This is a genomic window from Flavobacterium sp. KH_001, assembly GCF_057840745.1.
On record NZ_CM174520.1, the window covers coordinates 1 to 24,978 of the forward strand.

Annotated in this window: 20 protein-coding genes and 1 rRNA gene; 14 read left to right on the forward strand and 7 right to left on the reverse strand. The window is 33.7% G+C overall.

Features of this window, described 5'->3' with window-relative positions:
* The 11 genes from dnaA to AC3ITQ_RS00055 all read left to right on the forward strand — a co-directional run bounded on the left by dnaA (position 1) and on the right by AC3ITQ_RS00055 (position 13,874).
* Entirely contained in the window at positions 1 to 1,428 is a 1,428-nt protein-coding gene (gene dnaA, locus AC3ITQ_RS00005) for a chromosomal replication initiator protein DnaA (protein WP_041517015.1), read from the forward strand.
* 9 nt (positions 1,429 to 1,437) lie between these two features.
* Positions 1,438 to 1,905 carry a low molecular weight protein-tyrosine-phosphatase gene (locus tag AC3ITQ_RS00010; RefSeq protein ID WP_489236296.1) on the forward strand — a complete coding sequence of 156 codons (468 nt, stop codon included), beginning with the start codon at positions 1,438 to 1,440 and terminating at the stop codon, positions 1,903 to 1,905.
* A 73-nt stretch (positions 1,906 to 1,978) separates the two neighbouring features.
* Positions 1,979 to 2,692: an SAM-dependent methyltransferase gene (locus AC3ITQ_RS00015; protein WP_489236297.1), complete on the forward strand. Its 714-nt coding sequence runs from the start codon at positions 1,979 to 1,981 to the stop codon at positions 2,690 to 2,692.
* A 349-nt stretch (positions 2,693 to 3,041) separates the two neighbouring features.
* Positions 3,042 to 3,569 carry a hypothetical protein gene (locus AC3ITQ_RS00020; RefSeq protein WP_375032366.1) on the forward strand — a complete coding sequence of 176 codons (528 nt, stop codon included), beginning with the start codon at positions 3,042 to 3,044 and terminating at the stop codon, positions 3,567 to 3,569.
* Positions 3,570 to 3,701: 132 nt separating this feature from the next.
* Entirely contained in the window at positions 3,702 to 4,829 is a 1,128-nt protein-coding gene (locus tag AC3ITQ_RS00025; RefSeq protein ID WP_489236298.1) for a methionine aminotransferase, read from the forward strand.
* 74 nt (positions 4,830 to 4,903) lie between these two features.
* Positions 4,904 to 5,785, forward strand: a complete 882-nt coding sequence (locus tag AC3ITQ_RS00030; RefSeq protein WP_489236299.1) for an SDR family oxidoreductase — start codon at positions 4,904 to 4,906, stop codon at positions 5,783 to 5,785.
* Between the two features lie 253 nt (positions 5,786 to 6,038).
* Positions 6,039 to 6,647 carry a uridine kinase gene (gene udk, locus AC3ITQ_RS00035; protein ID WP_072973231.1) on the forward strand — a complete coding sequence of 203 codons (609 nt, stop codon included), beginning with the start codon at positions 6,039 to 6,041 and terminating at the stop codon, positions 6,645 to 6,647.
* 152 nt (positions 6,648 to 6,799) lie between these two features.
* Positions 6,800 to 7,132: an FtsB family cell division protein gene (locus AC3ITQ_RS00040; protein ID WP_489236300.1), complete on the forward strand. Its 333-nt coding sequence runs from the start codon at positions 6,800 to 6,802 to the stop codon at positions 7,130 to 7,132.
* Between the two features lie 16 nt (positions 7,133 to 7,148).
* A complete protein-coding gene (locus AC3ITQ_RS00045; protein WP_489236301.1) occupies positions 7,149 to 8,513 on the forward strand; it encodes a methylmalonyl-CoA mutase subunit beta in 1,365 nt (454 codons plus the stop codon).
* 44 nt (positions 8,514 to 8,557) lie between these two features.
* Positions 8,558 to 10,693, forward strand: coding sequence for a methylmalonyl-CoA mutase (gene scpA / locus AC3ITQ_RS00050; protein WP_489236302.1), 2,136 nt, complete (start codon positions 8,558 to 8,560; stop codon positions 10,691 to 10,693).
* Between the two features lie 343 nt (positions 10,694 to 11,036).
* Positions 11,037 to 13,874 (forward strand): glycoside hydrolase family 3 C-terminal domain-containing protein, encoded by a 2,838-nt coding sequence (locus AC3ITQ_RS00055; protein WP_489236303.1) that lies wholly within the window; start codon positions 11,037 to 11,039, stop codon positions 13,872 to 13,874.
* Positions 13,875 to 13,990: 116 nt separating this feature from the next.
* On the opposite strand, the gene AC3ITQ_RS00060 is transcribed toward AC3ITQ_RS00055, so the two are convergent.
* The 4 genes from AC3ITQ_RS00060 to dapF form a co-directional block, all read right to left on the reverse strand.
* A complete protein-coding gene (locus AC3ITQ_RS00060) occupies positions 13,991 to 14,641 on the reverse strand; it encodes a peptidoglycan-binding protein LysM (protein WP_375032359.1) in 651 nt (216 codons plus the stop codon).
* 486 nt (positions 14,642 to 15,127) lie between these two features.
* Positions 15,128 to 16,168, reverse strand: a complete 1,041-nt coding sequence (mltG, locus tag AC3ITQ_RS00065) for an endolytic transglycosylase MltG (RefSeq protein ID WP_489236304.1) — start codon at positions 16,166 to 16,168, stop codon at positions 15,128 to 15,130.
* 10 nt (positions 16,169 to 16,178) lie between these two features.
* Positions 16,179 to 16,712, reverse strand: a complete 534-nt coding sequence (locus tag AC3ITQ_RS00070; protein WP_489236305.1) for a GNAT family N-acetyltransferase — start codon at positions 16,710 to 16,712, stop codon at positions 16,179 to 16,181.
* A 61-nt stretch (positions 16,713 to 16,773) separates the two neighbouring features.
* Positions 16,774 to 17,556 carry a diaminopimelate epimerase gene (dapF, locus tag AC3ITQ_RS00075; protein WP_489236306.1) on the reverse strand — a complete coding sequence of 261 codons (783 nt, stop codon included), beginning with the start codon at positions 17,554 to 17,556 and terminating at the stop codon, positions 16,774 to 16,776.
* Positions 17,557 to 17,694: 138 nt separating this feature from the next.
* Here dapF and AC3ITQ_RS00080 point away from each other — a divergent pair, with 138 nt between their 5' ends.
* Both AC3ITQ_RS00080 and AC3ITQ_RS00085 read left to right on the forward strand, forming a co-directional pair.
* Positions 17,695 to 19,095, forward strand: coding sequence for a trypsin-like peptidase domain-containing protein (locus AC3ITQ_RS00080; protein ID WP_489236307.1), 1,401 nt, complete (start codon positions 17,695 to 17,697; stop codon positions 19,093 to 19,095).
* A gap of 203 nt (positions 19,096 to 19,298) precedes the next feature.
* A complete protein-coding gene (locus AC3ITQ_RS00085; RefSeq protein ID WP_489236308.1) occupies positions 19,299 to 20,747 on the forward strand; it encodes a glyceraldehyde-3-phosphate dehydrogenase in 1,449 nt (482 codons plus the stop codon).
* Positions 20,748 to 20,807: 60 nt separating this feature from the next.
* Here AC3ITQ_RS00085 and AC3ITQ_RS00090 read toward each other — a convergent pair whose 3' ends face one another.
* Complete coding sequence (locus tag AC3ITQ_RS00090; protein ID WP_041516998.1) at positions 20,808 to 21,266, reverse strand: Lrp/AsnC family transcriptional regulator; 459 nt, start codon at positions 21,264 to 21,266, stop codon at positions 20,808 to 20,810.
* A 202-nt stretch (positions 21,267 to 21,468) separates the two neighbouring features.
* Here AC3ITQ_RS00090 and ald point away from each other — a divergent pair, with 202 nt between their 5' ends.
* Positions 21,469 to 22,587, forward strand: coding sequence for an alanine dehydrogenase (gene ald / locus AC3ITQ_RS00095; protein WP_489236309.1), 1,119 nt, complete (start codon positions 21,469 to 21,471; stop codon positions 22,585 to 22,587).
* 134 nt (positions 22,588 to 22,721) lie between these two features.
* Here ald and pafA read toward each other — a convergent pair whose 3' ends face one another.
* Together pafA and rrf are read right to left on the reverse strand one after the other, a co-directional pair.
* Positions 22,722 to 24,359, reverse strand: coding sequence for an alkaline phosphatase PafA (gene pafA, locus AC3ITQ_RS00100; RefSeq protein WP_489236310.1), 1,638 nt, complete (start codon positions 24,357 to 24,359; stop codon positions 22,722 to 22,724).
* A gap of 479 nt (positions 24,360 to 24,838) precedes the next feature.
* A 5S ribosomal RNA gene (gene rrf / locus AC3ITQ_RS00105) occupies positions 24,839 to 24,948 on the reverse strand.
* Positions 24,949 to 24,978: the final 30 nt, after the last annotated feature.

A 24,978-nucleotide genomic window follows, 5' to 3' on the forward strand; every position in this document is an offset into this window, starting at 1 on the left:
ATGACTAAAACTGCTCAATCGGTATGGGAAAACTGTTTGTCTTTTATAAAGGACAATATTCAAGATCAAGCATATAAAACTTGGTTCGAACCAATCAAATCAGTTGAGCTAACCGACAACGCATTATATATTCAGGTACCAAGTAAATTTTTCTACGAATGGCTCGAAGAGCATTATGTAAAATTATTGAAAGTTGCGCTTACCAAAGAACTGGGAAAAAACGCAAAGTTACTCTATAAAATTAAAATGGAGAACACTTATGGCAATAAACAACCGTTTACCGAACAGTTGCCAAGTGCCAACAGAGTACCAATGAAACCGCAAGAGGTTGATGCTCCGTTCAAAAACCTAAATCCTGAACTTAAAAATCCTTTCGTAATTCCCGGAATTAGAAATTTAAAAATTGAGTCGCAATTAAACGCAAACTACAGTTTTGACAATTTCTTAGAAGGAGACTCAAACCGTTTGGCGCGCTCTGCAGGTATGGCTGTTGCCAATAAGCCTGGAGGAACGTCATTTAATCCGTTGTTGATTTTTGGTGGAGTTGGTTTAGGAAAAACCCACTTAGCACACGCTATTGGTGTTGAAGTAAAAGATAAATATCCTGAAAAAACGGTTTTATATATTTCTGCCGAAATTTTCACACAACAATATATTGACTCGGTAAAAAAGAATAATCGTAACGATTTCATTCACTTCTATCAATTAATTGACGTTTTGATTATTGATGATGTTCAGTTTTTATCTGGAAAATCAGGAACTCAGGACGTATTTTTCCATATTTTCAATTACCTGCACCAAAATGGAAAACAGGTAATTTTAACTTCAGACAAAGCTCCTGTTGATATGCAGGATATTGAGCAACGATTATTATCTCGTTTTAAATGGGGATTATCTGCTGAGTTACATCAGCCAGATTACGAAACCCGTATTTCAATCTTAAAAAACATTTTGTACCGCGATGGTGTTGAAATGCCGGAAGACATTATTGAATATGTTGCCCGCAATATCAAAAGCAATGTTCGTGAACTTGAAGGTGCGATTATTTCATTAATTGCTCAATCTTCTTTCAATAAAAAAGAGGTTACGATCGAGTTGGCTAAAAGTGTTGTAGAGAAATTTGTTAAGAACGTGAAGAGAGAAATCTCTATCGATTATATTCAAAAAATTGTGTCTGATTATTTTCAGTTGGATATTGAAACGCTTCAATCGAAGACCAGAAAAAGGCACGTTGTTCAGGCGAGACAATTGGCCATGTTTTTTGCGAAGAAATTCACTAAAGCTTCTTTGGCAAACATTGGTTCACAAATTGGAGATCGCGATCACGCTACCGTATTACATGCTTGTAAAACAGTTGACAATTTAGTTTCTACAGACAAACAATTCAAAAAATTTGTCGAAGACATCAACAAAAAACTAACGCTATAAACGCGAATCATGCCAGTAAAAATTTTAATGGTTTGTTTGGGAAATATTTGCAGATCACCTTTAGCAGAAGGAATTCTGGCTTCTAAATTACCAAAAGACAATTTCATAGTTGATTCCGCTGGAACAGGATCCTGGCATATAGGACATGCACCTGACAAACGCTCAATTGCAGTTGCTCAAAAAAACGGTTTATGTATTAACAATCAAAAAGGAAGACAATTTAAAACTTCAGATTTTGATGAATTCGATTATATCTATGTTATGGATAATTCGAATTACCGCGATGTCATTCATCTTGCCAAAACACCTGAACATAAAGAAAAAGTTTACCTTATTTTAAACGAATTATTTCCGGGCGAAAATGTAGATGTTCCAGATCCTTATTTTGGAGCGGTAAATGGTTTTGACAACGTTTACGAAATGTTAGACGAAGTTGCTGAGATCATTTCTAAAAAACTTATCGAAAAACATTCTTAACTCATCAATATTTCAATTATTTGGCAGCTAATAATTGAATCTATTTCATTTTATAATCTATAAAATAAATCACATGAAACTTCCAGGAAAACTATATTTAATTCCAACAACAATGGGTGAAAGCGATCCGATGGATGTTTTACCGCAAACCGTAAAAAGAAGCATCGATTTTATAGATTATTATATAGTTGAAAACGAAAAAACGGCCCGAAAATCAATAAAAGCAGTTTCTCCAGAAAAAAAACAATCAGAACTTATACTTTTTACTCTTAATAAACGAACTGAACCAAGCGAACATTTAGACTTTATCAAACCTTTATTAGAAGGAAAAAATGTTGGATTAATGAGTGAAGCTGGCTGTCCAGGAGTTGCAGATCCAGGTGCAGTAATTGTAAAATTAGCACATGAAAAAGGAATTCAGGTAGTACCTTTGGTTGGACCCTCTTCTATTTTATTAGCCATGATGGCTTCTGGAATGAATGGACAAAGTTTTACTTTCAACGGCTATTTGCCAATTGATAAAGACGAGAAAAAATCGGCTTTGAAACATTTTGAGAAATTATCTCAGGACAAAAATCAATCTCAGATTTTTATCGAGACACCATATAGAAACAATAAATTAGTAGAAGATCTTTTACAAATTCTAAATCCTTCAACACATCTTTGTATTGCGACAGATATTACATTACCAACAGAATTCATTAAAACAATGCGTATTTCAGATTGGAAAAAATTAAAAGTTGATCTACATAATCGACCTACAATATTTATTATTCATAAAATGTAATTGTAAAAATTATCTTTTTTCTAATCTGTATTCCAATCTAAGTTATATTTTCATTACATGGTTTATTGTTTTTTTCGTATTAAAAAACAAATAATCCAGTACATTTTCCTCCAAAAAAATAACATCAAAACCGCGTTTAATTAACAATCAATAAAGACAATTTTAACTCTTCGATATTAGTAAAAGAATTACTTTTATCTGATTAAAAAAAAAATTGTTCAAAGCCTTGAACTTTAATGATTTAACAGAAAAACCATCATCAAAAAGGGGAAGAAAAAAAAGAAGCCTTCATATATTTTAAATCATTAAGATTAACCTAAACTATTAATAATTTAAAAAATAAAATATCATGAAAACATTTCTTTTATTTTTATCTTTTTTTAGTTTAACGGCAAACTCTTTTTCTCAGGGTGAAAACTCTGAATTAAAAGAGGGCGAAATTAAAATGGACGAACTGCCTGCAGTTGTAATTAAAAGCGCAGGAAAAGACTTTTCTGTTTACTTACCTGACAGAAACCCAGATGCACATGTTATTGCACTTCAACAAGAGTTTATTTCTTATAATTTAGGAAAAGACTATGAAGGCTTTGATTCTTATTTAGTAGTCTTAGAATGTCCAAAAGGTTCATTATCTGCAACCTATAATCACAAAGGAAAATTAACCAGCGTAGTTGAAAATTATGAGAATGTAAAGCTTCCTGCTAAAGTAATTTACGCCATCTACAAAGAATATCCTGGTTGGACCATAGTAAAAGACAAGTTTCTTTACACCCAAGAAGAAGGCGATATCAAAAAAAAGGAATATAACCTGAAAATCGCAAAAGACAATACTGTTCGCAAAATTGTTGTCAAACCAAACGGTGAAATTGTAAAATAAAAACAAATCCAAAAACAAAAGACATTAAAAGACAGCTTTCTTTTAATGTCTTTTTTATGCTTTAAAAAATAAAAACCCATTTTATTTTAAAAAACAATTACTTTTATTAATACAATTTCTGTAAATATAATTATGAGTAAACTTCCGAATATAACGACTAGTATTTTTACGGTAATGTCTAAAATGGCAACCGAATATTATGCAATTAATCTTTCTCAAGGATTTCCAAATTTCCCTGTAGATGAAAGATTAACCGATATTCTGGCAAAATTATCTAAAGAAAATGTGCACCAATATACACCAATGGCAGGTTATCCGCCTTTGATGAATCAGATTGCAAAATTAATTCAGAGTTCATATAATAGAAGTATTAATCCTGATCTAGAACTTTTGGTTACTGCCGGAGCAACTCAGGGAATTTTCACCACAATTTTAGCTTTGGTTAAAACTGGAGATGAAGTGGTTATTCTGGATCCGAGTTATGATTCTTATGAATCTCCTGTTTTATTGTGCAATGCAAAACCTGTCCGTGTAGCTTTAAATGATGATTATACACCAAATTGGGAAACAATAGAAAAAGCGTGTTCATCAAAAACAAAAATGATCATTATAAATAATCCGCATAATCCGACGGGAAAGATTTTGACGGAAAATGATTTTTTAGAATTGGAAAAATTGCTTTCAAAATATCCTGAAATTCTAGTTTTATCTGATGAAGTTTACGAATACATTACTTTTGAAGAAAAACATATATCCGCACATACTAAAGATTTCCTTTTGAATCGTTGCATCATGGTTTCTTCCTTCGGAAAATCATTTCATATTACAGGTTGGAAAATTGGTTATACCGTCGCACCGGAATATTTGATGAAAGAAATCAAAAAAGTACATCAGTTTTTGGTTTTCAGCGTCAACAGTATTTCTCAGGTTGCTATAAGTCAATATTTGGATATTGTAGATGTGAATTTACTTGGAAAATTTTATCAGGAAAAACGTGATTATTTTCAAAAACTCCTTCAAAACAGCCGATTTGAATTAAAACCTTGTGAAGGAACTTATTTTCAGGTAGCTTCCTATGCCACTATTTCTGATGATGATGATGTTACCTTTTGCAAAAAGCTAATTATAGATCACGGCGTTGCTGCAATTCCTATTTCAACTTTCTATTCCGATCATAAAGATCAAAAATTAATACGTTTTTGCTTTGCCAAAGACAACTTCACTCTTGAATCAGCAGCAAAAAAATTGTGCGATATATAAAATTTATCAAAATTTTATAACATTATTATGCATGCATCCTATTATTTTAATTAATATTGTAAAAAAAGAAAAGTATGAGTTATACAGATAAAATGTTACGTGACGATGCTTTAAAAGGCAAAGTGATTGTAGTTACAGGCGGTGGAAGTGGTTTAGGAAAAGCAATGACTAAATATTTCTTAGAATTAGGCGCTCAGGTAGCGATCACTTCAAGAGATTTAGACAAGCTAAAAAATACTGCAACAGAGCTTGAAGCTGAAACTGGTGGAAAATGTTTACCGCTTCAATGTGATGTTCGTCATTACGAAGAAGTAGAAAATATGCTTCAGGCAGTTTTGAAAGAATTCGGAAAAGTAGATGTTCTTTTGAACAATGCTGCCGGAAATTTCATTTCACCAACAGAACGTTTATCTGCAAATGCATTTGACACTGTTATTGACATTGTATTAAAAGGTTCTAAAAACTGTACACTTGCCTTCGGTAAACATTGGATTGACAGCAAACAAACTTCTGCTACAATTTTAAATATTGTAACAACTTATGCCTGGACAGGTTCTGCTTATGTGGTACCAAGTGCCACTGCAAAGGCGGGAGTTTTAGCCATGACACGCAGTTTAGCTGTAGAGTGGGCAAAATACGGAATTCGTTCTAATGCCATTGCGCCGGGACCATTCCCTACAAAAGGTGCTTGGGACAGATTATTGCCTGGAGATCTTGCAGAAAAGTTTGATATGGCTAAAAAAGTGCCATTGAAACGTGTTGGTGATCACCAGGAATTAGCCAATTTAGCGGCTTATCTAGTTTCTGATTTTTCAGCTTACGTAAACGGAGATGTTATTACAATTGACGGTGGTGAATGGTTAAAAGGAGCCGGACAGTTCAATTTACTGGAAGCAATTCCGGAAGAACTTTGGGATCAGCTTGAAATGATGATAAAAGCAAAAAAGAATAAATAATTTTACGTGCTTACTAAATTCAGAATATTTTATTAAAACTATACTGATTGCACTAAATCCCGATAGCTTGCTGTCGGGATTTTTTTTATTGTTTTTACGATATAACTGATATAAATTCAGTTAAATAATAATTTGTTTAAACATCTGTTTGCTTAAATTTACTTACATTACTTATATGGTTTAAATAAATAATATGCCTAGACAATTCACTTAAATTATTATTTTTGCCAAACAAATATATAATATCAAATTTATGCTCATTATTGGACTTGCAGGAGGAACAGGAAGTGGAAAAACAACAGTAGTACACCAGATTATGACTGAATTACCCGACACTGAAGTTGGTGTGATTTCACAGGATTCGTACTATAAAGAAACAACCAATTTGTCATTTGACGAAAGAGCATTAATTAATTTTGATCATCCAAGATCTATTGACTTTGAACTACTGGTAAAGCATCTTAAAGCTTTAAAAGCAGGCGAAACAATTGATCAGCCGGTTTATTCTTTTATACAGCATAACAGAACTGACGATACCGTATCGACACATCCTAGAAAAGTAATGATTGTTGAAGGTATTTTAATCTTAACCAATCCGGAGTTACGCGAACTTTTTGATATCAAAATTTTCGTTCATGCCGATTCTGACGAAAGATTAGTGCGTCGTTTAAAAAGAGATATTTCAGAACGCGGACGTGATATCGACGAGGTTTTAAATCGTTATCAAAACACTTTAAAGCCTATGCACGAGCAATTTATCGAGCCATCAAAAGCTTTTGCTGATATCATTATTCCAAATGACAAATACAACACAGTAGCAATTGATGTGGTTCGTGCCGTAATTAATCAGCGAATTTTATAATTTTTATTGTAAATTTAGTCCATAATAATTAGGAGCTGTTTCCCGCTCTCGCCTTTATCTTTTTATGGCAGAAAAAACCATAAAAAGGATATCGGCTCCATCGGGGCTAGAAAGACGACTCAAATCTCTAAGATACAATCGATTAATTAAAAATGAAAATAAAGAATCCATATAAAAACAAATCATGGTTTAAATTCCTGGGCAATAAATATGTTTGGGTACTGCTCTTTTTTGTTATCTGGATGTTATTTTTAGACAATTACTCCTATTTTGATCATCGTTTCTTAGATGGACAAATCAATGAATTACAAGACAATAAAAAATACTATCAGGAAGAAATAAAGAAAGATCAGGAACAGATCAAGCAACTTAAAAATCCTGAACAAATAGAAAAATATGCTCGTGAAAAGTACTTTATGAAAAAAGACAGCGAAGATATTTACATCATCCAATTTGAAGGAGATACCATTCAAGACAAAGAATAATTAGAAAAAACACCCAATGGCCACTACCCTGTTCGACGATTTTAATCCGATTTCATCCAAACAATGGAAACAAAAAATTCAGTTTGAATTAGATGGAGCCGAATACAATCAAACCGTAATTTGGAATTCTCCGGAAGATATTCAGGTAAAGCCTTTTTATCACAGAGATGAATTTTCAAAAGCAGCAGCCGTAAAAACGGAGGCTTCCAATTTTAAAATCTGTCAAAATATTTTTGTTTACGACATCGAGAAATCGATTCAAAGAGCTATTAATACTATTGAAAGAGGTGCTGAAAGTTTACGTTTTACAATTGAAAACGAAAAAATCGACATTCAAAATTTATTGGAATCACTTCCTTTAGAAAACCGAATCGTTTACTTTAATTTGAACTTTATTTCAATCGATTTCGTAAAAAAATTAGATACTATTTCTTTACAAAAAAAAACTGTTTTTTACTGCAATATTGATCCAATTGGACATTTTGCCAGAGAAGGAAATTGGTTTCCAACATCAGATAAAAATAATTTTGAAACGATTGAAAATATTGCAAAAGCAACAACAAACCTTTCCTTACTAAGCGTCGATCTGGGTTTATACCAAAATGCCGGTGCCAATATTACACAACAAATTGCTTATAGTTTAGCACACGCAAACGAATATTTAAATCGTTTACCAAACATTACCAAACCATTTGTGTTTCAGGTTTCTGTTGGAACGAACTATTTCTTTGAAATTGCAAAACTTCGTGCTTTACGAATGCTTTTCAAATTAATTGCCGATGAATATAATCCTGAAATTGAATGCCATTTATTAGTCACACCAACCAAAAGAAATAAAACGATTTACGATTACAATGTCAATATGCTTCGTACTACAACCGAATGCATGTCGGCTATCTTAGGTGGTGCAGATGCCGTCGCAAATTTACCTTATGATGCTTTATATCACAAAGACAATGAATTTGGCGACCGAATTGCGAGAAATCAATTGCTCGTTCTAAAACATGAAAGTTATTTTGACAAAGTAGATAATCCTGCTGATGGAAGTTATTACATTGAAAGTTTAACTACACAGTTAGCAGAAAAAAGTTTAAAATTATTCAAGGATATTGAAGATGATGGTGGTTTTTTAAAACTTTTAAATGATGGTACTATTAAAAAGAAAATTCAGGAAAGTGCAACAAAAGAACAGGAATTATTCGATTCAAAAAAAGAAGTTTTACTAGGAACGAATAAATATCCAAACAAAGAAGACAAAATGAAACACGATTTAGAATTGTTTCCTTTTGTAAAAATAAAACCAAGAAAAACATTAATTACACCCATAATAGAAAAAAGATTAGCTGAGAAACTGGAACAAGAACGCTTAGAACTTGAATAATCTTTTTCAAAGTAATTAATAACCCAACAAAACGAAGTGTCTCCATGATAAGAAAAGACCTTAAACATATTAATCTGGACAGTCAAAAGTTAAAAGTCGAAAGTCAAAAGTCCGACATTTTAGCTGACAACTTTTTTACTGCTGAAGGTATTGAACTTAAAAAAACATACTCTGAAAAAGATATTGAAAATTTAGAATTTCTTGATTTTGGAGCTGGCTTTGCACCAAATTTACGCGGACCGTATGCCACGATGTACGTCAGACGTCCGTGGACTATTCGTCAATATGCCGGATTTTCAACAGCTGAAGAAAGTAATGCTTTTTACAGAAGAAATTTAGCTGCCGGACAAAAAGGACTTTCAATTGCTTTTGATTTACCAACCCATCGCGGCTACGATTCAGATCATGAGCGAGTAGTTGGCGATGTTGGAAAAGCAGGTGTTGCGATTGATTCTGTCGAAGATATGAAAGTATTGTTTGATCAGATTCCATTAGATGAAATGTCGGTTTCGATGACGATGAACGGAGCCGTTTTGCCTATTATGGCCTTTTATATTGTGGCTGCAGAAGAACAAGGTGTTGCCATCGGGAAATTATCCGGAACTATTCAGAATGATATTTTGAAAGAGTTCATGGTACGTAACACTTACATTTATCCACCAACGCCATCAATGAAAATCATTGCTGATATTTTTGAATTTACGAGCAAAAAAATGCCAAAATTCAATTCTATCTCAATTTCAGGATATCATATGCAGGAAGCAGGTGCAACTGCCGATATTGAATTGGCTTATACTTTGGCAGATGGTTTAGAATATATTAGAACAGGACTTTCAACCGGAATGACAATCGACGATTTTGCTCCTCGTCTTTCTTTCTTTTGGGCTATCGGTATGAATCATTTTATGGAAATTGCCAAGATGAGAGCAGGCCGAATGATTTGGGCAAAATTAATTCAGCAATTTAATCCCAAAAGTGATAAATCATTAGCACTTAGAACGCATTGCCAAACCAGTGGATGGAGTTTAACAGAACAAGATCCTTTTAATAACGTAGCCAGAACTTGTATCGAAGCAACTGCAGCTGCTTTTGGAGGAACACAATCCTTACACACCAATGCACTTGATGAAGCAATTGCCTTACCAACAGACTTTTCTGCAAGAATTGCCCGTAATACGCAAATCTTTCTACAGGAGGAAACTAAGATAACTAAAACTGTTGATCCATGGGCTGGAAGTTACTATGTTGAAAGTTTAACAAATGAAATTTTAGATGCAACGTGGAAATTAATTGAAGAAGTAGAAGAATTAGGCGGAATGACAAAAGCCATTGAAGCCGGAATTCCGAAACTGAGAATTGAAGAAGCTGCTGCAAGAAAGCAAGCTCGAATTGACAGCGGGCAAGATATTATTGTGGGTGTTAATCAATTTAGATTAGAAAAAGAAGATCCATTGCATATTTTGGATGTTGACAACCAAATGGTTCGTAAGCAACAAATTGAACGTCTTGAAGAAATAAAAGCAAAAAGAGATACTGAAAAAGTAAATCAATCACTGGAAAAATTAATTCATTGTGCCAAAACCGGACAAGGAAACTTATTAGAAATCGCAACCGAAGCAGCGCGCGAAAGAGCTACATTAGGTGAAATCAGCGATGCTCTGGAAAGTATTTTTGGCAGGTACAAAGCGCAAATTAAATCCTTTAGCGGTGTGTATAGTGCAGCAATAAAAAACGACGAAAATTTTGAAAAGGCAAAACAATTAGCAGATGTCTTTGCCAAACAAGAAGGAAGACGTCCCAGAATTATGATTGCCAAAATGGGACAAGATGGGCATGACAGAGGCGCAAAAGTAGTTGCAACCGGCTACGCTGACGTTGGTTTTGATGTTGATATTGGTCCGCTTTTCCAAACTCCGGCTGAAGCTGCAAAACAAGCCGTTGAAAATGATGTCCATATATTGGGAGTTTCTTCGTTGGCTGCCGGACATAAAACTTTGGTTCCGCAGGTAATAGAAGAACTTAAAAAACACGGCCGCGAAGATATAATGGTAATTGTAGGCGGTGTTATACCCGCACAAGATTATCAATACTTATTTGATGCCGGTGCAGTTGCCGTTTTTGGACCAGGAACAAAGATTAGTGAAGCAGCAATTAAAATCTTAGAAATATTAATTGATTAAAATAAGTCCTCCTAAAAAATTAGGAGGACTTATTATTTAAAATCACTTCATACTGAATCCATTCGGTTTTTTGGGTAAAATTTGAAATCCTTTCGTTGTGTGTTTTTTTGACATTGCCTAAATATAAATACAGTCTCCTTTCCCCGGCTATAGACATAATTACCTTTCTCCACATTTATTTTCCCTTTTTTTACAAAATAGAATCTAATGATTCCCTCTGAAAACACGTAAAATAAATAAAATACGTGTGCGCACACGTAAAAATTTTATATATTTGTGTGTACGAACACATTTTTTTACTATCCTAATACTAACCATCATTTTCCATTAAATATAAAAGACCATGTTACTAAACCGAAATTTACTACTGTCCCTCCTGTTTCTATTATCCGTAGGAGCTTTGGCACAAAAAAAAACGTATAAACCAGACAATAAAATCTACAAAAAGGATTGGATAGATTTTAATAAAAATGGAAAAAAAGATATCTATGAAAATCCTCATGCAAAGCTAGAAGATCGTGTTGAGGACCTATTGTCACAAATGACTATGGACGAGAAAACCATGCAAATGGTAACTCTTTATGGTTACCAACGAGTTTTGACCGATCCTCTTCCTATTGACCAATGGAAAACGAAAATCTGGAAAGATGGTGTTGCTAATATTGATGAACACTTAAATGGTTTTAGAGGCTGGGGAGTTCAGCCACAAGACGATCCAAATGTTTGGCCAGCATCAAACCATGCTTGGGCGATTAATGAAGTACAGCGTTGGTTTATCGAAAATACCCGCTTGGGAATTCCGGTTGACTTCACTAATGAAGGGATTCGTGGTATAGAAAGCTACAAGGCTACTAATTTTCCAACACAATTAGGAATCGGACATACATGGAATAAAGACTTGGTATTTAAAATAGGGAATATTACAGGACGAGAAGCACGCATCTTAGGATATACCAATGTATATGCACCAATTTTAGATGTAGGCCGTGATCAACGATGGGGACGTTACGAAGAGATTTACGGAGAATCCCCTTTTTTGGTAGCAGAACTCGGTATCCAGATGACAAAAGGCTTACAACACAATTTTCAGGTTGCAGCCACTGCAAAACACTTTGCCGCGTATAGTAATAACAAAGGAGCTCGTGAAGGATTTTCTCGTGTAGATCCTCAAATATCTCCTCGTGAAGTAGAAAATATTCATTTATATCCGTGGAAACGTGTCATTCGAGAAGCAGGACTTCTGGGCGTCATGAGTTCTTATAATGATTATGATGGCGTTCCTATACAAGGTTCTAAATACTGGCTAATAGATAAATTACGAACAGAAATGGGCTTTAAAGGATACGTCGTTTCAGATAGTGATGCCGTAGAATATATGTATGAAAAACACCGTACCGCCGAAAGTCCTAAAGATGCAATTCTTCAGGCTGTTAATGCAGGTTTAAATGTGCGCTGCACATTTCGCTCACCAGATAGTTATGTATTGCCTTTACGTGAACTTATAAAAGAGGGTAAGATTACCGAAACAATAATTAATGAAAGGGTTCGTGATGTACTGCAAGTGAAATTTATAGTAGGCATTTTCGACAATCCTTATATAAAAGAACCTAAAAAAGCCGACGAAATTGTTTATAATAACGAAAATAGAAAGATAGCTTTGCAAGCTTCGAGAGAGAGTATTGTCCTTTTAAAAAATGAAAAGAATGCACTTCCCTTAGACCGATCCAAAATAAAAAAAATAGCTATATCAGGGCCAAATGCAGATGATGCTGCCTATGCCTTAACGCATTATGGTCCTGTTGCAGTGGATGTAACAACAGTGCTACAAGGAATTAAAAACAAACTCGGAAAATCAGCCGAAGTCTCTTATACAAAAGGATGCGATATTATCGACAAAAATTGGCCGGAATCAGAAATAATCGAATTCCCGCTAACTCAAGAAGAACAAGCTGAAATTGACATAGCAGTAAAACAAGCCAACGAAGCTGATGTAGCTATTGTAGTGCTAGGTGGTAATGGAAAAACTTGTGGGGAAAATAAATCCAGAACAAGTTTAGACCTTCCAGGCAGACAATTAAAATTATTACAAGCCATTTATGCTACGGGAAAACCTGTTATCCTGATCATCATTAGTGGTCGACCGCAAAGTATTAACTGGGCAGATAAATACATCCCTGCAATACTAGCTGCATGGTACCCAGGTTCAGAAGGTGGCGAAGCTGTAGCCGATATTCTATTTGGCGACTATAATCCTGGTGGTAAACTTACCGTTACAGTTCCTAAAACAGTCGGACAAATACCGTTAAATTTCCCCTATAAACCAGCTTCGCAAATTCCAGCCGGACCGGCGGGCGTAAACAATCCTTTATATCCTTTTGGTTATGGGTTAAGTTATACAACTTTCAAATACAGCAACCTTAAAATTTCTCCATTAGTTCAAACCAAAGACGGCAATATCAATGTAAGTTTTGATGTAACTAATACAGGAAAACGAGAAGGAGATGAAGTTGTACAAATGTACTATCGCGATTTAGTAAGTAGTGTAACTACCTATGATATAAATATGCGAGGATTTGACCGAGTGAACTTAAAGCCAAATGAGACAAAAACGATTGTTTATACATTAAAACCAGAAGATATTCAATTGTTAAACCAAGATAACAACTGGGTTGTAGAACCTGGTGAATTTAAAGTCTATATTGGTGCATCCTCTACCGATCTAAAATTGGAAGGAAAATTTGCGATTGCCGAAAAAGATAAAATAGAAGAAATGCTGGCTAAAATTTCTACTGACAACAGAATACAAAATTATGTTCAGCCGTCTACAAATGAACCTAATAAATCAAAAATGTTCGATAAAAACTTAGAAACTTTCTGGACGGCCAAAGAAAAAAATGTTTCAATAGATTTTCAACTGGAAAGTAATGCCACTCCAAAAGAAATTGAAATCGCATGGGGAAAAGGAAACGAGTTAAAATACAAGTTTGAAGTTCAACTTTCCTGCGGTGGAGGGCAATTTATTTCTATGTTCAAGGGCGAAAGTTCGGGCAAATCTCTGCAAATAGAAAAATATACAATAAATACCTGTACTGCAAGCATATTACGCATTATTTTCTTCGGGAACAATAACGATGATGTAACAAGAATTTCAGAAATTTCTCTAAAGGAACTGAAAAACTAAACTATTCTGTTTCAAAAATTCCAAAGGCATGATTTTACGAACGACTGAAAATATTATTTATACCAAAAAAACCTGCAATCCCTTGCAGGTTTTTGTAATGTTCTTAACTCGCAAAATTACATCGAGTGTATCGTTGCGTTACTATCTGCCTCAATATAAGAGAGATCATAACCGCCAAAGGCTTTCATATAACTTCTTAATGAAGTTCCATAAGCATCTCTAAAATACCTATTCCCCTTATTTTTAAAGAAGTTTTTCACTGATCCGGCGCCACCAAGATGTGCGGCCGCTAAAATTCCGGATTCGGTGATGGCAATACCGTTTATGATTTTGCCTTCATACCTTTGGATTTCATTTCGCAAAATCCATTTATTTTTAGATAATAACGCAATAAATGCCTTTTCTTGCAAAGCAGGATCTTTTAAGAATGCCTTTCCACTGCGAACACCAATCGATCTCAATGCCTGAGGACCAAATTGATATTTGCCCATGTAACCAAGTGAATTTACCAAACGGTATTTCCCCTGAGACTCTTTAAAAGCAACTGCTTCTTTAAAACCGATTAGATGATTTCCCGTGTATGGGACGTTTAATTTGTTTGATTCAGGATAATCATCCTTATCTAGCGATGGAAATAAGTATTCTGATCCATCTGTTTTTTCTATTAAAAACCAAGGTTTGGTTTCTAGATTAAAGGGTTTAAAACCCAAAGTTAAAAATGTAATAATAACGACTAAACTCGCATAAAAATACCATTTCTTTATCATAAATTGTTTTTCTTCAAAACGCTGTCACCCTCTTGAAATTTCTACAGTGCAAAGATAATCAAAACAAAACAATACTGACAACCAACAACTTAACCGATTTTAAGAATTATAAAATTGCACTTGATCCCTTTAATGATGCCCTTTTCGAGCATAAATCGAAGATTTCAAATCTGCTTTAAAAGCGCTAAAAAATAAATTTAAAAAACATCATTTTTATCAAATTTTTAGCAATTTTGTTAAAATAACAATACTTAACCTACAATATTTACGATTTGTTTACAGATAAATAAATGACATTTAACCTGAATTTTGCCTTTTTTAAATTTAAAAAGGCCTTACATTTCATTCTTTTACTTTTTAAAACTTGAAAAATTAATTCAAATGGAAATTTACAAATGATCACCTTCTTAAAAATAATGAAACCACCAAAAACAAAAAAACCGAAGCTTTTGCGCTTCGGTTAAATTTTATAAAGTAATTAAAAAACTATCTTGTTACACCTTGACTAGCAATCCAGTCAGAATATTTTTTTGCATTTACATTGTGTTCTGCTAAAGTTGAAGCAAATTCATGATATCCAAAACGCTCAACACTAGCACAAAAATAGATATAATCATTTTTCTCCGGATTCAAAACTGCTTCAAGAGCCGTAATATCAGGCATTGCAATTGGTCCTGGAGGCAACCCAATATTTACATAAGTATTATAGGGAGATTTCATTACTAAGTCATTATAAAATACTCTTTTTATAACCTGATCAAAATTGTTATCTCTTAATTTTAAAGCATAAATTACAGTCGGATCAGCTTGCAAAGGCATTGCTAAACGTAAACGGTTTAAATACACTCCCGCAATTCTAGGTCTTTCGTCTTTTTTAACTGATTCTTTATGAACAATTGAAGCTAAAATAGTAGCCTGAACAGGTGTTAAACCTTGTTCTTTTGCTTCTGCAATTCTTTTATCTGTCCAAAAATTGTGGTATTCCTTGATCATTTTATCACGGAATTTTTCTGCAGAGGTATTCCAATACACTTCATAAGTATTTGGAATAAACATGGCAAAAACATTATCTTCATTAAAACCATTCGCTGCCATGAAAGTCGAATCTTTAATTGCTTTCATTAGAGACAAACTATCTGCTTCGATTTCAGAACCAACTCTTCCAGCAAAATTCTCTAGACGCTCCTGATTGTTAAAAGCTAACTTAACTGGAACGTTAGAACGCATTGCACGAACCAAATCGATATTATTCATATCTTTTTTAAGCAAAAAACGTCCTGATTTTACGTTTTCAGGATAGCTTCTCTTATCTGCTACCATTTCGAAGTTTTCGAAATTCTTAATATATGGTTCTAATATTTTTTTAACATCGGTATAATTGGCACCAGTTGGAACATAGACATAAAGTTCTTTTTCCTCAAATTTTGTGTTGGCGCTAAAAATTCTGCTGATCAAAATAAATCCGTAAATCATTAAAACTGAAATTACGGCTACAGCAGTTATCGTGATAATTTTTTTTAAGCTCAAAGTCTAAATTTTAAATTTGTTTGTTAATTAACTGGTACATTGCTTCGTCTAGATAGTGGTTATTCAGCAAGATCCAATCTTTTTTAATTCCTATTTTCTCAAAACCAAATTTAGTAAAAAGAGCTATACTAGCTACATTTTCGACACTAATATTTGCGTAGAGCTGATGTAAATTTAAATTATAAAAAGCATATTTAATTAAAAGTTCTAATGCTTCAGAACCTATGTTTTGTCTTTTATTTTCATTCTTTTGAATAACGATTCCAACCCCTGCTTTATTATTCTTCGGATCAAATTCAAATAAATCAATTAATCCAATAGCAGGAAAATCCTGATCCTGACAAATAGCCAATCGCAATTGTTTGGCCTCATAAATATCCTGATGAGCATTTTCAAGATATTGACGTACCAGAAAACGACTATATGGCGTATACGTATTACTGACTTCCCAAATACTTTGATCATTTTCCATCGCATACACAAACTCCAAATCATTAGGTTCTAAGGCACGCAGATAGATATTTTCTCCTTTGAGTGTGATCATTTAATTTTAGATTGCTGATTTTAGATTTTTGGAATTTGGAATTTCAAAGTTGAAAATTGAATTATATTTCAATTGTTCCCTTAAAAACAAATTTTGCCGGACCAGTTAAGAAAACATTGGTAAAATGATCTCCCATTTTATCAAAAGAAACATTTAGCTTTCCTCCTTCAACATTTAAATTGATAGATGTTTTATCTGTTTCTCCAGTCGCATTCATTGCAATTGCAACAGCTGTTGCTCCTGTTCCACACGCTAAAGTTTCATCTTCAACGCCTCTTTCGTACGTACGAAGTGAAAAAGTATCCTCATCAATTTTCTTTACAAAATTAACATTACTTCCTTTTTCTCCATATAGTTCACCGTAACGAATCGATGCTCCGCTATCTTTTACATTATAATTTTTCAAATCTTCAACGATCTGCACGTGATGTGGCGAGCCTGTATTCAAAAAAGTATAAGAATCTTTCTTTTGTATTTCATCAACATCAATCATTTGCAAGGAAACAATTGCATCATTTCCGACAGAAGCGTGATGCAGACCATCCGTTGCCATAAAAATAGCCTGATTATCGATAACGCCCAATTGATTTGCAAAAGCTACCAAACAACGACCTCCGTTACCACACATTGAGCTTTCGTTTCCATCAGAATTGTAATAAACCATTCTGAAGTCTGTATCCGAATCATTTTCAAGTAAAATAAGTCCGTCAGCGCCAATTCCAAATCTTCTGTCGCACAATTGCTCAATCAGTTGAATATCTTCTTTTGGAAAAAAATTAGTACGATTGTCAATCATTACAAAATCATTGCCCGTACCTTGATATTTATAAAATTCTATTTGCATTTTTAGTCTATTAATAAGTACAAAAGTACGAACTATTAATTAATGAAATGTTAATCAATGTTAAAGAGCGTTAAAGCATTTTTTGAAATAATTTTTTCCTTTAATTTTACGTTAGTAACTTAAACATAAATCCTAATTATGAAAAGATTTTCAAGCTTATTTTTAGTATCATTACTAAGTGGTGCTACTACACTTGGTGCTTACAAATTATTATTTGATGGCAACAATTCTTTTTTTGGAAGAGAAAATTCTGTTGTTACTTTAGCCCCCAATTCATTTGGCAGAAATGTTGCATTATCAGCTGAAACGGTTGATTTTACTGCTGCTGCAGATAAGACAATCCATACTGTTGTTCACGTAAAGAACGTTTCGAGAAGGACAGTTAGTAATCCTATGATGGAATTTTTCTATGGATATGGTGGTCAACAACAACAAGAACAAGTAGGAACTGGTTCTGGTGTTATTATTTCTGAAGACGGATATATTGTGACTAACAATCACGTAATTAAAGATGCTTCTGAAATTGAAATTACCTTAAACAACAAGAAATCATATACGGCAAAATTAATTGGTACCGATTCAAAAATGGACATCGCATTATTAAAAATCAATGCCGATGAAAAACTACCATATACTGCTTTTGCTAATTCTGATAATGTAAAAATTGGCGAATGGGTTTTGGCAGTTGGAAATCCGTATAACCTAACTTCAACCGTAACTGCGGGGATTGTTTCGGCGAAAGCCAGAAATTTAGACACTAGCGGAATTCAGTCATTCATTCAGACTGATGCGGCTGTAAATCCTGGAAATAGCGGTGGAGCGTTAGTAAATACCAGAGGAGAATTAATTGGAATCAATACGATGATTTCCTCAATGACGGGTTCTTATGTTGGATATTCATTTGCGGTCCCTTCTAATATTGCCAGAAAAATCATTGAAGACATTATGGAATTTGGTAATGTGCAAAGAGGTATTTTAGGTGTTGAAGGTGGTGAATTAAATAGTACTGCATCGAAAGAATTAGGCGTAACTCAAACGCAAGGATTTTATATCAGTAAAGTTTCTAAAAATTCCGGAGCTGAAAAAGCTGGACTTACAAAAGGTGACATTATCGTAAAACTGGATGATCAAAACATTGCAACTTATGCTGATCTTTCAGGTTACATTAATACGAAACGACCAAACGATGTTGTCAAAGTCACTTATATGAAAGATGGACAAACGAGAACAGTTCCGGTAACTTTAAGCAAAAATGAATTTTTTAGTACCGAATTTAAAGGGATAGAATTAGAAAATATCGATGCTGCTGACAAAAAGAAATTCAGAATTGATTATGGTGTTAAAATTAAAAACATAACCAATGACAATTTAATGCAATATCAAAATGAGTTGCAAGGAAACATTATATTAAGCATCGATAATGTTAAAGCAACAAATGTTGAAACCGTTTCGAAACTTTTAAGTAAAAAAGATGAAGGACAAAGCGTTCGCATCGAAATGATAAACAGAAATGGAGAAATCTTCAGAATAATTATTTAGTCACAGTTATTAGTCACAGTTTTCAGCTAAAAAAATAAAACTGTAGCTAAGACTGAAAATCCTTAAAGCCATCTTAAGAAATTAAGGTGGCTTTTTTATTTTCAAAAATAAATCATAAAATAGTTTACGAAATCGATTGAAATGGATACTTTTGCGCCAAATTTTAAAATAGTGAGCATTTTATTTTTTCAATTTAATCAATTATGAGTAAAAAATCTTTGTACCAAAAAGAGGTATCGTTACAAGTCGACCGAAGAAGAGCTGGTGTCGAATTAATAAAAGTCATAAGTGATTTATGGTACGACAAATCCATCGAAATGGTTTTATTTAAAAACCAATTATTGGATAAAAATGTCAGTGACATAATCAATTTACATCAATACGCAGGTGAATTCGTTGGCAAACCTATTAGTATTTTTGATTCTGTTGAAATTGCAAAAGTGATTTTGTCATTAGATTTTCCGCCTGCAAAATTAGATTTAGGAAAACTTACCTACGAATATCTTTTAGAAGAAGAAAAATATCCGGATGCAAGATATTTTGTGATGGAAAAGCTAAAAAAAGCCAAATCAACCAAAGAAATTCAGCCAAAGGATGTTGTCTTATATGGCTTTGGAAGAATCGGACGTTTGTTAGCCAGAGAATTAATGTCAAAAACCGGTAAAGGAAACCAATTGCGTTTGAGAGCAATTGTAACCCGTGATAAAAGTGATGCTGCAACTTTAGAGAAACGAGCTTCTCTATTGCGTTATGATTCAATTCATGGCGATTTTCAGGGATCTGTTACTGCAGATTCAAAGAATAATGCTTTAATCATTAACGGAACCACCGTTCACATTATAAACGCTAATACTCCGGAAGAAATAGATTACACACAATACGGAATCAATGATGCCTTAGTTATTGATAATACTGGTGCCTTTACAACAGAGGAGACTCTAAAAAGGCATTTAACTTCAAATGGAGTTAGCAAAGTTTTATTGACGGCACCTGGAAAAGGAGTTCCAAATATCGTTCATGGGGTTAATCATAACGAATACAACCCGGACGAAATAAATATTTTTTCTGCAGCATCCTGCACTACAAACGCTATAACGCCAATTTTAAAAGTTATTGAAGACACTTTAGGAGTTGCAAAAGGTCACTTAGAAACCATTCATGCTTATACAAACGATCAGAATCTGGTTGACAATATGCATAAAAAATACCGTCGCGGAAGAGCTGCTGCATTAAATATGGTAATTACCGAAACTGGTGCCGGAACTGCAGTTTCAAAAGCAATTCCATCCCTTGAAGGAAAATTAACTTCAAATGCTATTAGAGTTCCAGTTCCAAACGGATCGTTGGTGGTACTAAACTTAGAAGTTAAAAAAGCAACCTCTATACCAGGCATCAATAAAATCATGAAAAAATACGCTTTAGAAGGAGAACTTGTAGAGCAAATCAAATATTCCTTAAATAATGAATTGGTTTCTTCTGATATAGTAGGAACTTCTGCTCCATCGATATATGACAGCAACGCAACAATTGTTTCTAAAGATGGCAAGAACATCGTACTTTATATTTGGTACGATAACGAATATGGATATAGTCATCAAGTAATCCGTTTAGCAAAGTATATTGCTAAAGTGAGACGTTTTACTTATTATTAATATAAAACCAAACCAACCATTCTTAAGACCATCAAGTTTTCTTGATGGTTTTTTGTTGTTTTAAATTGGAAGAACTGTAGTGCTTTTTACCTCCGAAATCACAAAAACAGTGTTGATTAGAGAAACCTCAGGCAAGATCGATAATTTTTTTTGATGAAAATGATGATAGCTTTCCATATCCGGAATAATGATTTTAAGCATATAATCAAAATTACCGGAAACGTAATTACATTCCACAACTTCCGGTAAATTAAGAATGGATTGATTAAACCCTTCAGAAGTATCGTAAGTCTGTTTTGTTAAGGTAACCTGACAGTAAACCGTAAGATTATTTCCAAGTTTCTTCTTGTTCAAAATCGAAACATACTTCTCTATAACCCCTTCTTTTTCAAGACGTTTAACCCTATCATGAACCGGTGTAAGGGACAGATTTATTTTATTTGCAATGTCCTTTAAAGTATAATGGGCATTTTCCTGTAAAAGTCGTAAGATTTTTTTGTCAATTTCATCTAAAGCCATAACGAAAACGTTTTCTTTAATTAGTAAAATTTAGTCTTTTTTTCTCTTTTTCGAATTACAAACCTATTCAAAAAGAATATTTTTCTGTAAAAGTATAAAATAAAATAATATTTTCTTATTTATAAGTCCAATATCAATAATATATTCTCTATCAGTAGCTTTGTAAAACAAATTCAAGAAAAAAAACAAAAAATATAACAAGATGATAATAGGTGTTCCAAAAGAAATCAAAAACAACGAAAATCGTGTAGCATTAACACCAGCAGGTGTTTCTGAAATGAAAAAACATGGACATACAGTTTATGTTCAAGCAACTGCAGGTATAGGAAGTGGATTTAGCGATGATGAATATGCAAATGCAGGAGCAGTAGTTTTAGGAACTATTGAAGAAGTTTATGCTGTTGCAGAAATGATCATTAAAGTAAAAGAACCAATTGCTTCTGAATATCCTTTAATCAAAAAAGATCAATTGCTTTTCACATACTTTCACTTTGCTTCCTCTGAGCCATTAACACATGCAATGCTTGAAAAAGGCGCAGTTTGTTTAGCTTATGAGACTGTTGAAAAAGCAGACCGTAGTTTACCATTATTAGTACCAATGTCTGAAGTTGCAGGTCGTATGGCAATTCAACAAGGAGCAAAATATCTTGAAAAACCATTAAAAGGAAGAGGAATTCTTTTAGGTGGTGTTCCAGGTGTACCGCCAGCTAAAGTATTAGTTTTAGGTGGAGGAATCGTTGGAACTCAAGCTGCAAAAATGGCTGCTGGTTTAGGAGCACAAGTAACTATTATGGATTTAAGTTTGCCACGTTTACGTCAACTTGACGATATCATGCCAGCAAACGTAAATACAGAAATGTCTAACCATTACAATATTACTAGAGCAATTAAAGATGCTGACTTAATTGTTGGAGCTGTTTTAATTCCAGGAGCAAAAGCACCTCACTTAATTACTCGTGACATGCTTAAGTTAATGCGTCCGGGAACTGTTGTAGTTGACGTTGCAGTAGATCAGGGAGGATGTATCGAAACTTGTACACCTACAACACACGAAAATCCAACTTTCATTATTGATGATATCGTTCACTACTGTGTGGCTAATATGCCAGGTGCTGTACCTTACACATCAACTTTAGCTTTAACAAATGCTACTTTACCTTATGCTGTACAACTAGCAAACAAAGGGTGGGAAAAAGCTTGTAACGAAAACGAAGAATTGAAAAAAGGATTGAACATCGCTAACGGAAAAATCCTTTATAAAGGAGTTGCTGAAGCTTGGAATCTTCCTTTTAACGAAGAATTAGTGTTAGCAAACGCATAGTGCTAACATTAAAATAAGTGCTTACTAAAACACTATTCAAAAGGTCTTTCTTAATTGAAAGACCTTTTTTTTGAGCATAAAAAAAACCTGTCATAAAATAATGACAGGTTTTGCTTTATAGATAAATAGAAAAACTATTTTTTCTCGATTTTCTCGATTTTCTCGTCTAAAACTTCTTGCAACACTTTTGCCTCAGTTCCATTAGGAAAACTAACTTTAATTTTCTGAGCTATTGTAGGGGCAATTTCTGTAATCGCTTTTTTATCATATGATTCTCCTTTGTTAATGTGCCATCCGTAAAAAATAGCAGGTACATGAGTATCATAGCTATATGGAGTTCCATGCGAAGTTCCAGTAACCGAATATTCCATATCTCCAGGTTTATTAATGATAACCATATCACCATCCTGAGTAACATCATATCCTTTAGCAACAAAATTCAAATAATAATCATTCCCGGAATTAGCTAAAATTTCTTCTTCCGTATACACTTTTTTAATCTGTGGTAGCGAAATCATGTAATCTTTAAAAGCTTGTTTTACTTTTACTAAATCCAAACCTTTATCTTTAATTATTTGCTTATTAAAGAAGATATTGAAATTAGAATAATTTAAAAGCAGATCAACACCAAAAGTTTTTACAGAGAAATCCTGTAGATTTTTCCTAAAGTCTTTTGACGGATAATTATCGACATTGTATTTACGATCTTTTAAATAAATAACATTTTCGGCACCTGCATGATCCGCTGTTAAGAAAAGCAAATAATTACCTTTTCCAACCCTTTTATCTAAATAAGCTAAGAAGTCAGCGATCGTTTGATCCAATCTTAAATAAGTATCTTGAAGTTCCATCGAACGCGGTCCTAATAAATGTCCGACATAATCTGTTGATGAAAAACTAACTGTTAAAAAATCAGTGATATTATCCCTTCCTAATTCTTCTTTTTCGATAGCTTTTTTAGCAAACTCAGCTAATAGATCATTACCAAAAGGAGTAGCTCTTATTACACCTGCATCATTTTTTTCATACATTGTTTTCAAATCATATGGAAAAACGGGCGCAGCACTACCGTATAATTTACCTTCATAAGGATTGTTATCCGCTAGACTCTCATTGTATGTTGAAGCTGATTTATACAAATCCCAACCTTTATTAATATAGGGCATATAATGTTTCTCATTATTAAACTGAGTTACCCATTCCGGCAGTTTTTCACCATAAAAAGTACTCGAAATAAACGACCCCGTTTTGCTATACCAAAAAGCCCAGTTTGCAAAATGTCCTGCTGGTAAAATTGCGCCACGATCTTTAAGACTCATTCCAATAACTTTACCTTGAAAATTGGTAGCCATTCTTACTTCATCCGTAATAGTAGTACTTTGAAGATTTTTTGGGGACATTGCTCCTTCTTCAACTGTTCCGTCACCAACTGTTTTTACCCCAGCATCATCTGTACAATACATTTCTTTTCCAGTTGTTCTGCTAAACCATTCGTTACCAACAATTCCATGTGTAGCTGGTGTCGTTCCTGTATAAATTGAAGCATGTCCCGGAGCAGTATAAGTTGGCATATAATTATAATGCATATTTTGAAAAGTATATCCATTATTCATTAATTTCTTAAAACCATTCGGTGAAAAATCATCTGAAAACCGATATAAATATTCCATTTTCATCTGATCAACTACAATTCCAACAACCAATTTAGGGCGTTGTTGAGCACTTAAATTTGAGATTACAAACAATGTCAACAATACAATACTTTTTTTCATACTTAAATTATAAAATTTAGACAAAAATACTGATTCACATTTAAAATGTCTAACCGAGGCTAAATTAAAACCCAAAATTGATTTTTATTTAACAGAAACAAGATGATATATTATTGAAAGAATACACAGGTTAGGATGATTACCGGCTGGCCGGGCTGTCCGCTGTACTCCCAATTAACAAAAACTACGACAAAAAGGAAGTACAGTTTTCAAAAGAAATTCCAACTTTTAAATCCTAAATTCAAATCCAGAGTACTACATAGTTTTATTTTCAGAAGAAATCAGGTACAGCAACTGCTATTTAACCGCAAAGCTTGCAAAGGATTACACAAACTTCGCAAAACTATTAACACAGCTTTGCGAACTTAAACAGGTGTGTTGTACACACCGATAATAAAAACCTTTGCTTTGTTTGCGGTAAAAACATAAAGTATTGTAAAACAAAAAACCCCGTTTCGTTAGAAACAGGGTTTTAAAAAGAAAGGCGACGACATACTCTCCCACATAACTGCAGTACCATCTGCGCAGGCGGGCTTAACTACTCTGTTCGGGATGGGAAGAGGTGAGCCCCGCCGCAATAACCACCTTAAGGTCGTTTTGCAATGGGTAACCAGCTTTA

What these genes read in the sequence shown, in the direction of transcription:
- dnaA (WP_041517015.1), top strand. Translation starts at nt 1, where the DNA reads ATGACTAAAACTGCTCAATCGGTATGGGAAAACTGTTTGTCTTTTATA.
- AC3ITQ_RS00010 (WP_489236296.1), top strand. Translation starts at nt 1,438, where the DNA reads ATGCCAGTAAAAATTTTAATGGTTTGTTTGGGAAATATTTGCAGATCA.
- AC3ITQ_RS00015 (WP_489236297.1), top strand. Translation starts at nt 1,979, where the DNA reads ATGAAACTTCCAGGAAAACTATATTTAATTCCAACAACAATGGGTGAA.
- AC3ITQ_RS00020 (WP_375032366.1), top strand. Translation starts at nt 3,042, where the DNA reads ATGAAAACATTTCTTTTATTTTTATCTTTTTTTAGTTTAACGGCAAAC.
- AC3ITQ_RS00025 (WP_489236298.1), top strand. Translation starts at nt 3,702, where the DNA reads ATGAGTAAACTTCCGAATATAACGACTAGTATTTTTACGGTAATGTCT.
- AC3ITQ_RS00030 (WP_489236299.1), top strand. Translation starts at nt 4,904, where the DNA reads ATGAGTTATACAGATAAAATGTTACGTGACGATGCTTTAAAAGGCAAA.
- udk (WP_072973231.1), top strand. Translation starts at nt 6,039, where the DNA reads ATGCTCATTATTGGACTTGCAGGAGGAACAGGAAGTGGAAAAACAACA.
- AC3ITQ_RS00040 (WP_489236300.1), top strand. Translation starts at nt 6,800, where the DNA reads ATGAAAATAAAGAATCCATATAAAAACAAATCATGGTTTAAATTCCTG.
- AC3ITQ_RS00045 (WP_489236301.1), top strand. Translation starts at nt 7,149, where the DNA reads ATGGCCACTACCCTGTTCGACGATTTTAATCCGATTTCATCCAAACAA.
- scpA (WP_489236302.1), top strand. Translation starts at nt 8,558, where the DNA reads ATGATAAGAAAAGACCTTAAACATATTAATCTGGACAGTCAAAAGTTA.
- AC3ITQ_RS00055 (WP_489236303.1), top strand. Translation starts at nt 11,037, where the DNA reads ATGTTACTAAACCGAAATTTACTACTGTCCCTCCTGTTTCTATTATCC.
- AC3ITQ_RS00060 (WP_375032359.1), bottom strand. Translation starts at nt 14,641, where the DNA reads ATGATAAAGAAATGGTATTTTTATGCGAGTTTAGTCGTTATTATTACA.
- AC3ITQ_RS00070 (WP_489236305.1), bottom strand. Translation starts at nt 16,712, where the DNA reads ATGATCACACTCAAAGGAGAAAATATCTATCTGCGTGCCTTAGAACCT.
- dapF (WP_489236306.1), bottom strand. Translation starts at nt 17,556, where the DNA reads ATGCAAATAGAATTTTATAAATATCAAGGTACGGGCAATGATTTTGTA.
- AC3ITQ_RS00080 (WP_489236307.1), top strand. Translation starts at nt 17,695, where the DNA reads ATGAAAAGATTTTCAAGCTTATTTTTAGTATCATTACTAAGTGGTGCT.
- AC3ITQ_RS00085 (WP_489236308.1), top strand. Translation starts at nt 19,299, where the DNA reads ATGAGTAAAAAATCTTTGTACCAAAAAGAGGTATCGTTACAAGTCGAC.
- AC3ITQ_RS00090 (WP_041516998.1), bottom strand. Translation starts at nt 21,266, where the DNA reads ATGGCTTTAGATGAAATTGACAAAAAAATCTTACGACTTTTACAGGAA.
- ald (WP_489236309.1), top strand. Translation starts at nt 21,469, where the DNA reads ATGATAATAGGTGTTCCAAAAGAAATCAAAAACAACGAAAATCGTGTA.
- pafA (WP_489236310.1), bottom strand. Translation starts at nt 24,359, where the DNA reads ATGAAAAAAAGTATTGTATTGTTGACATTGTTTGTAATCTCAAATTTA.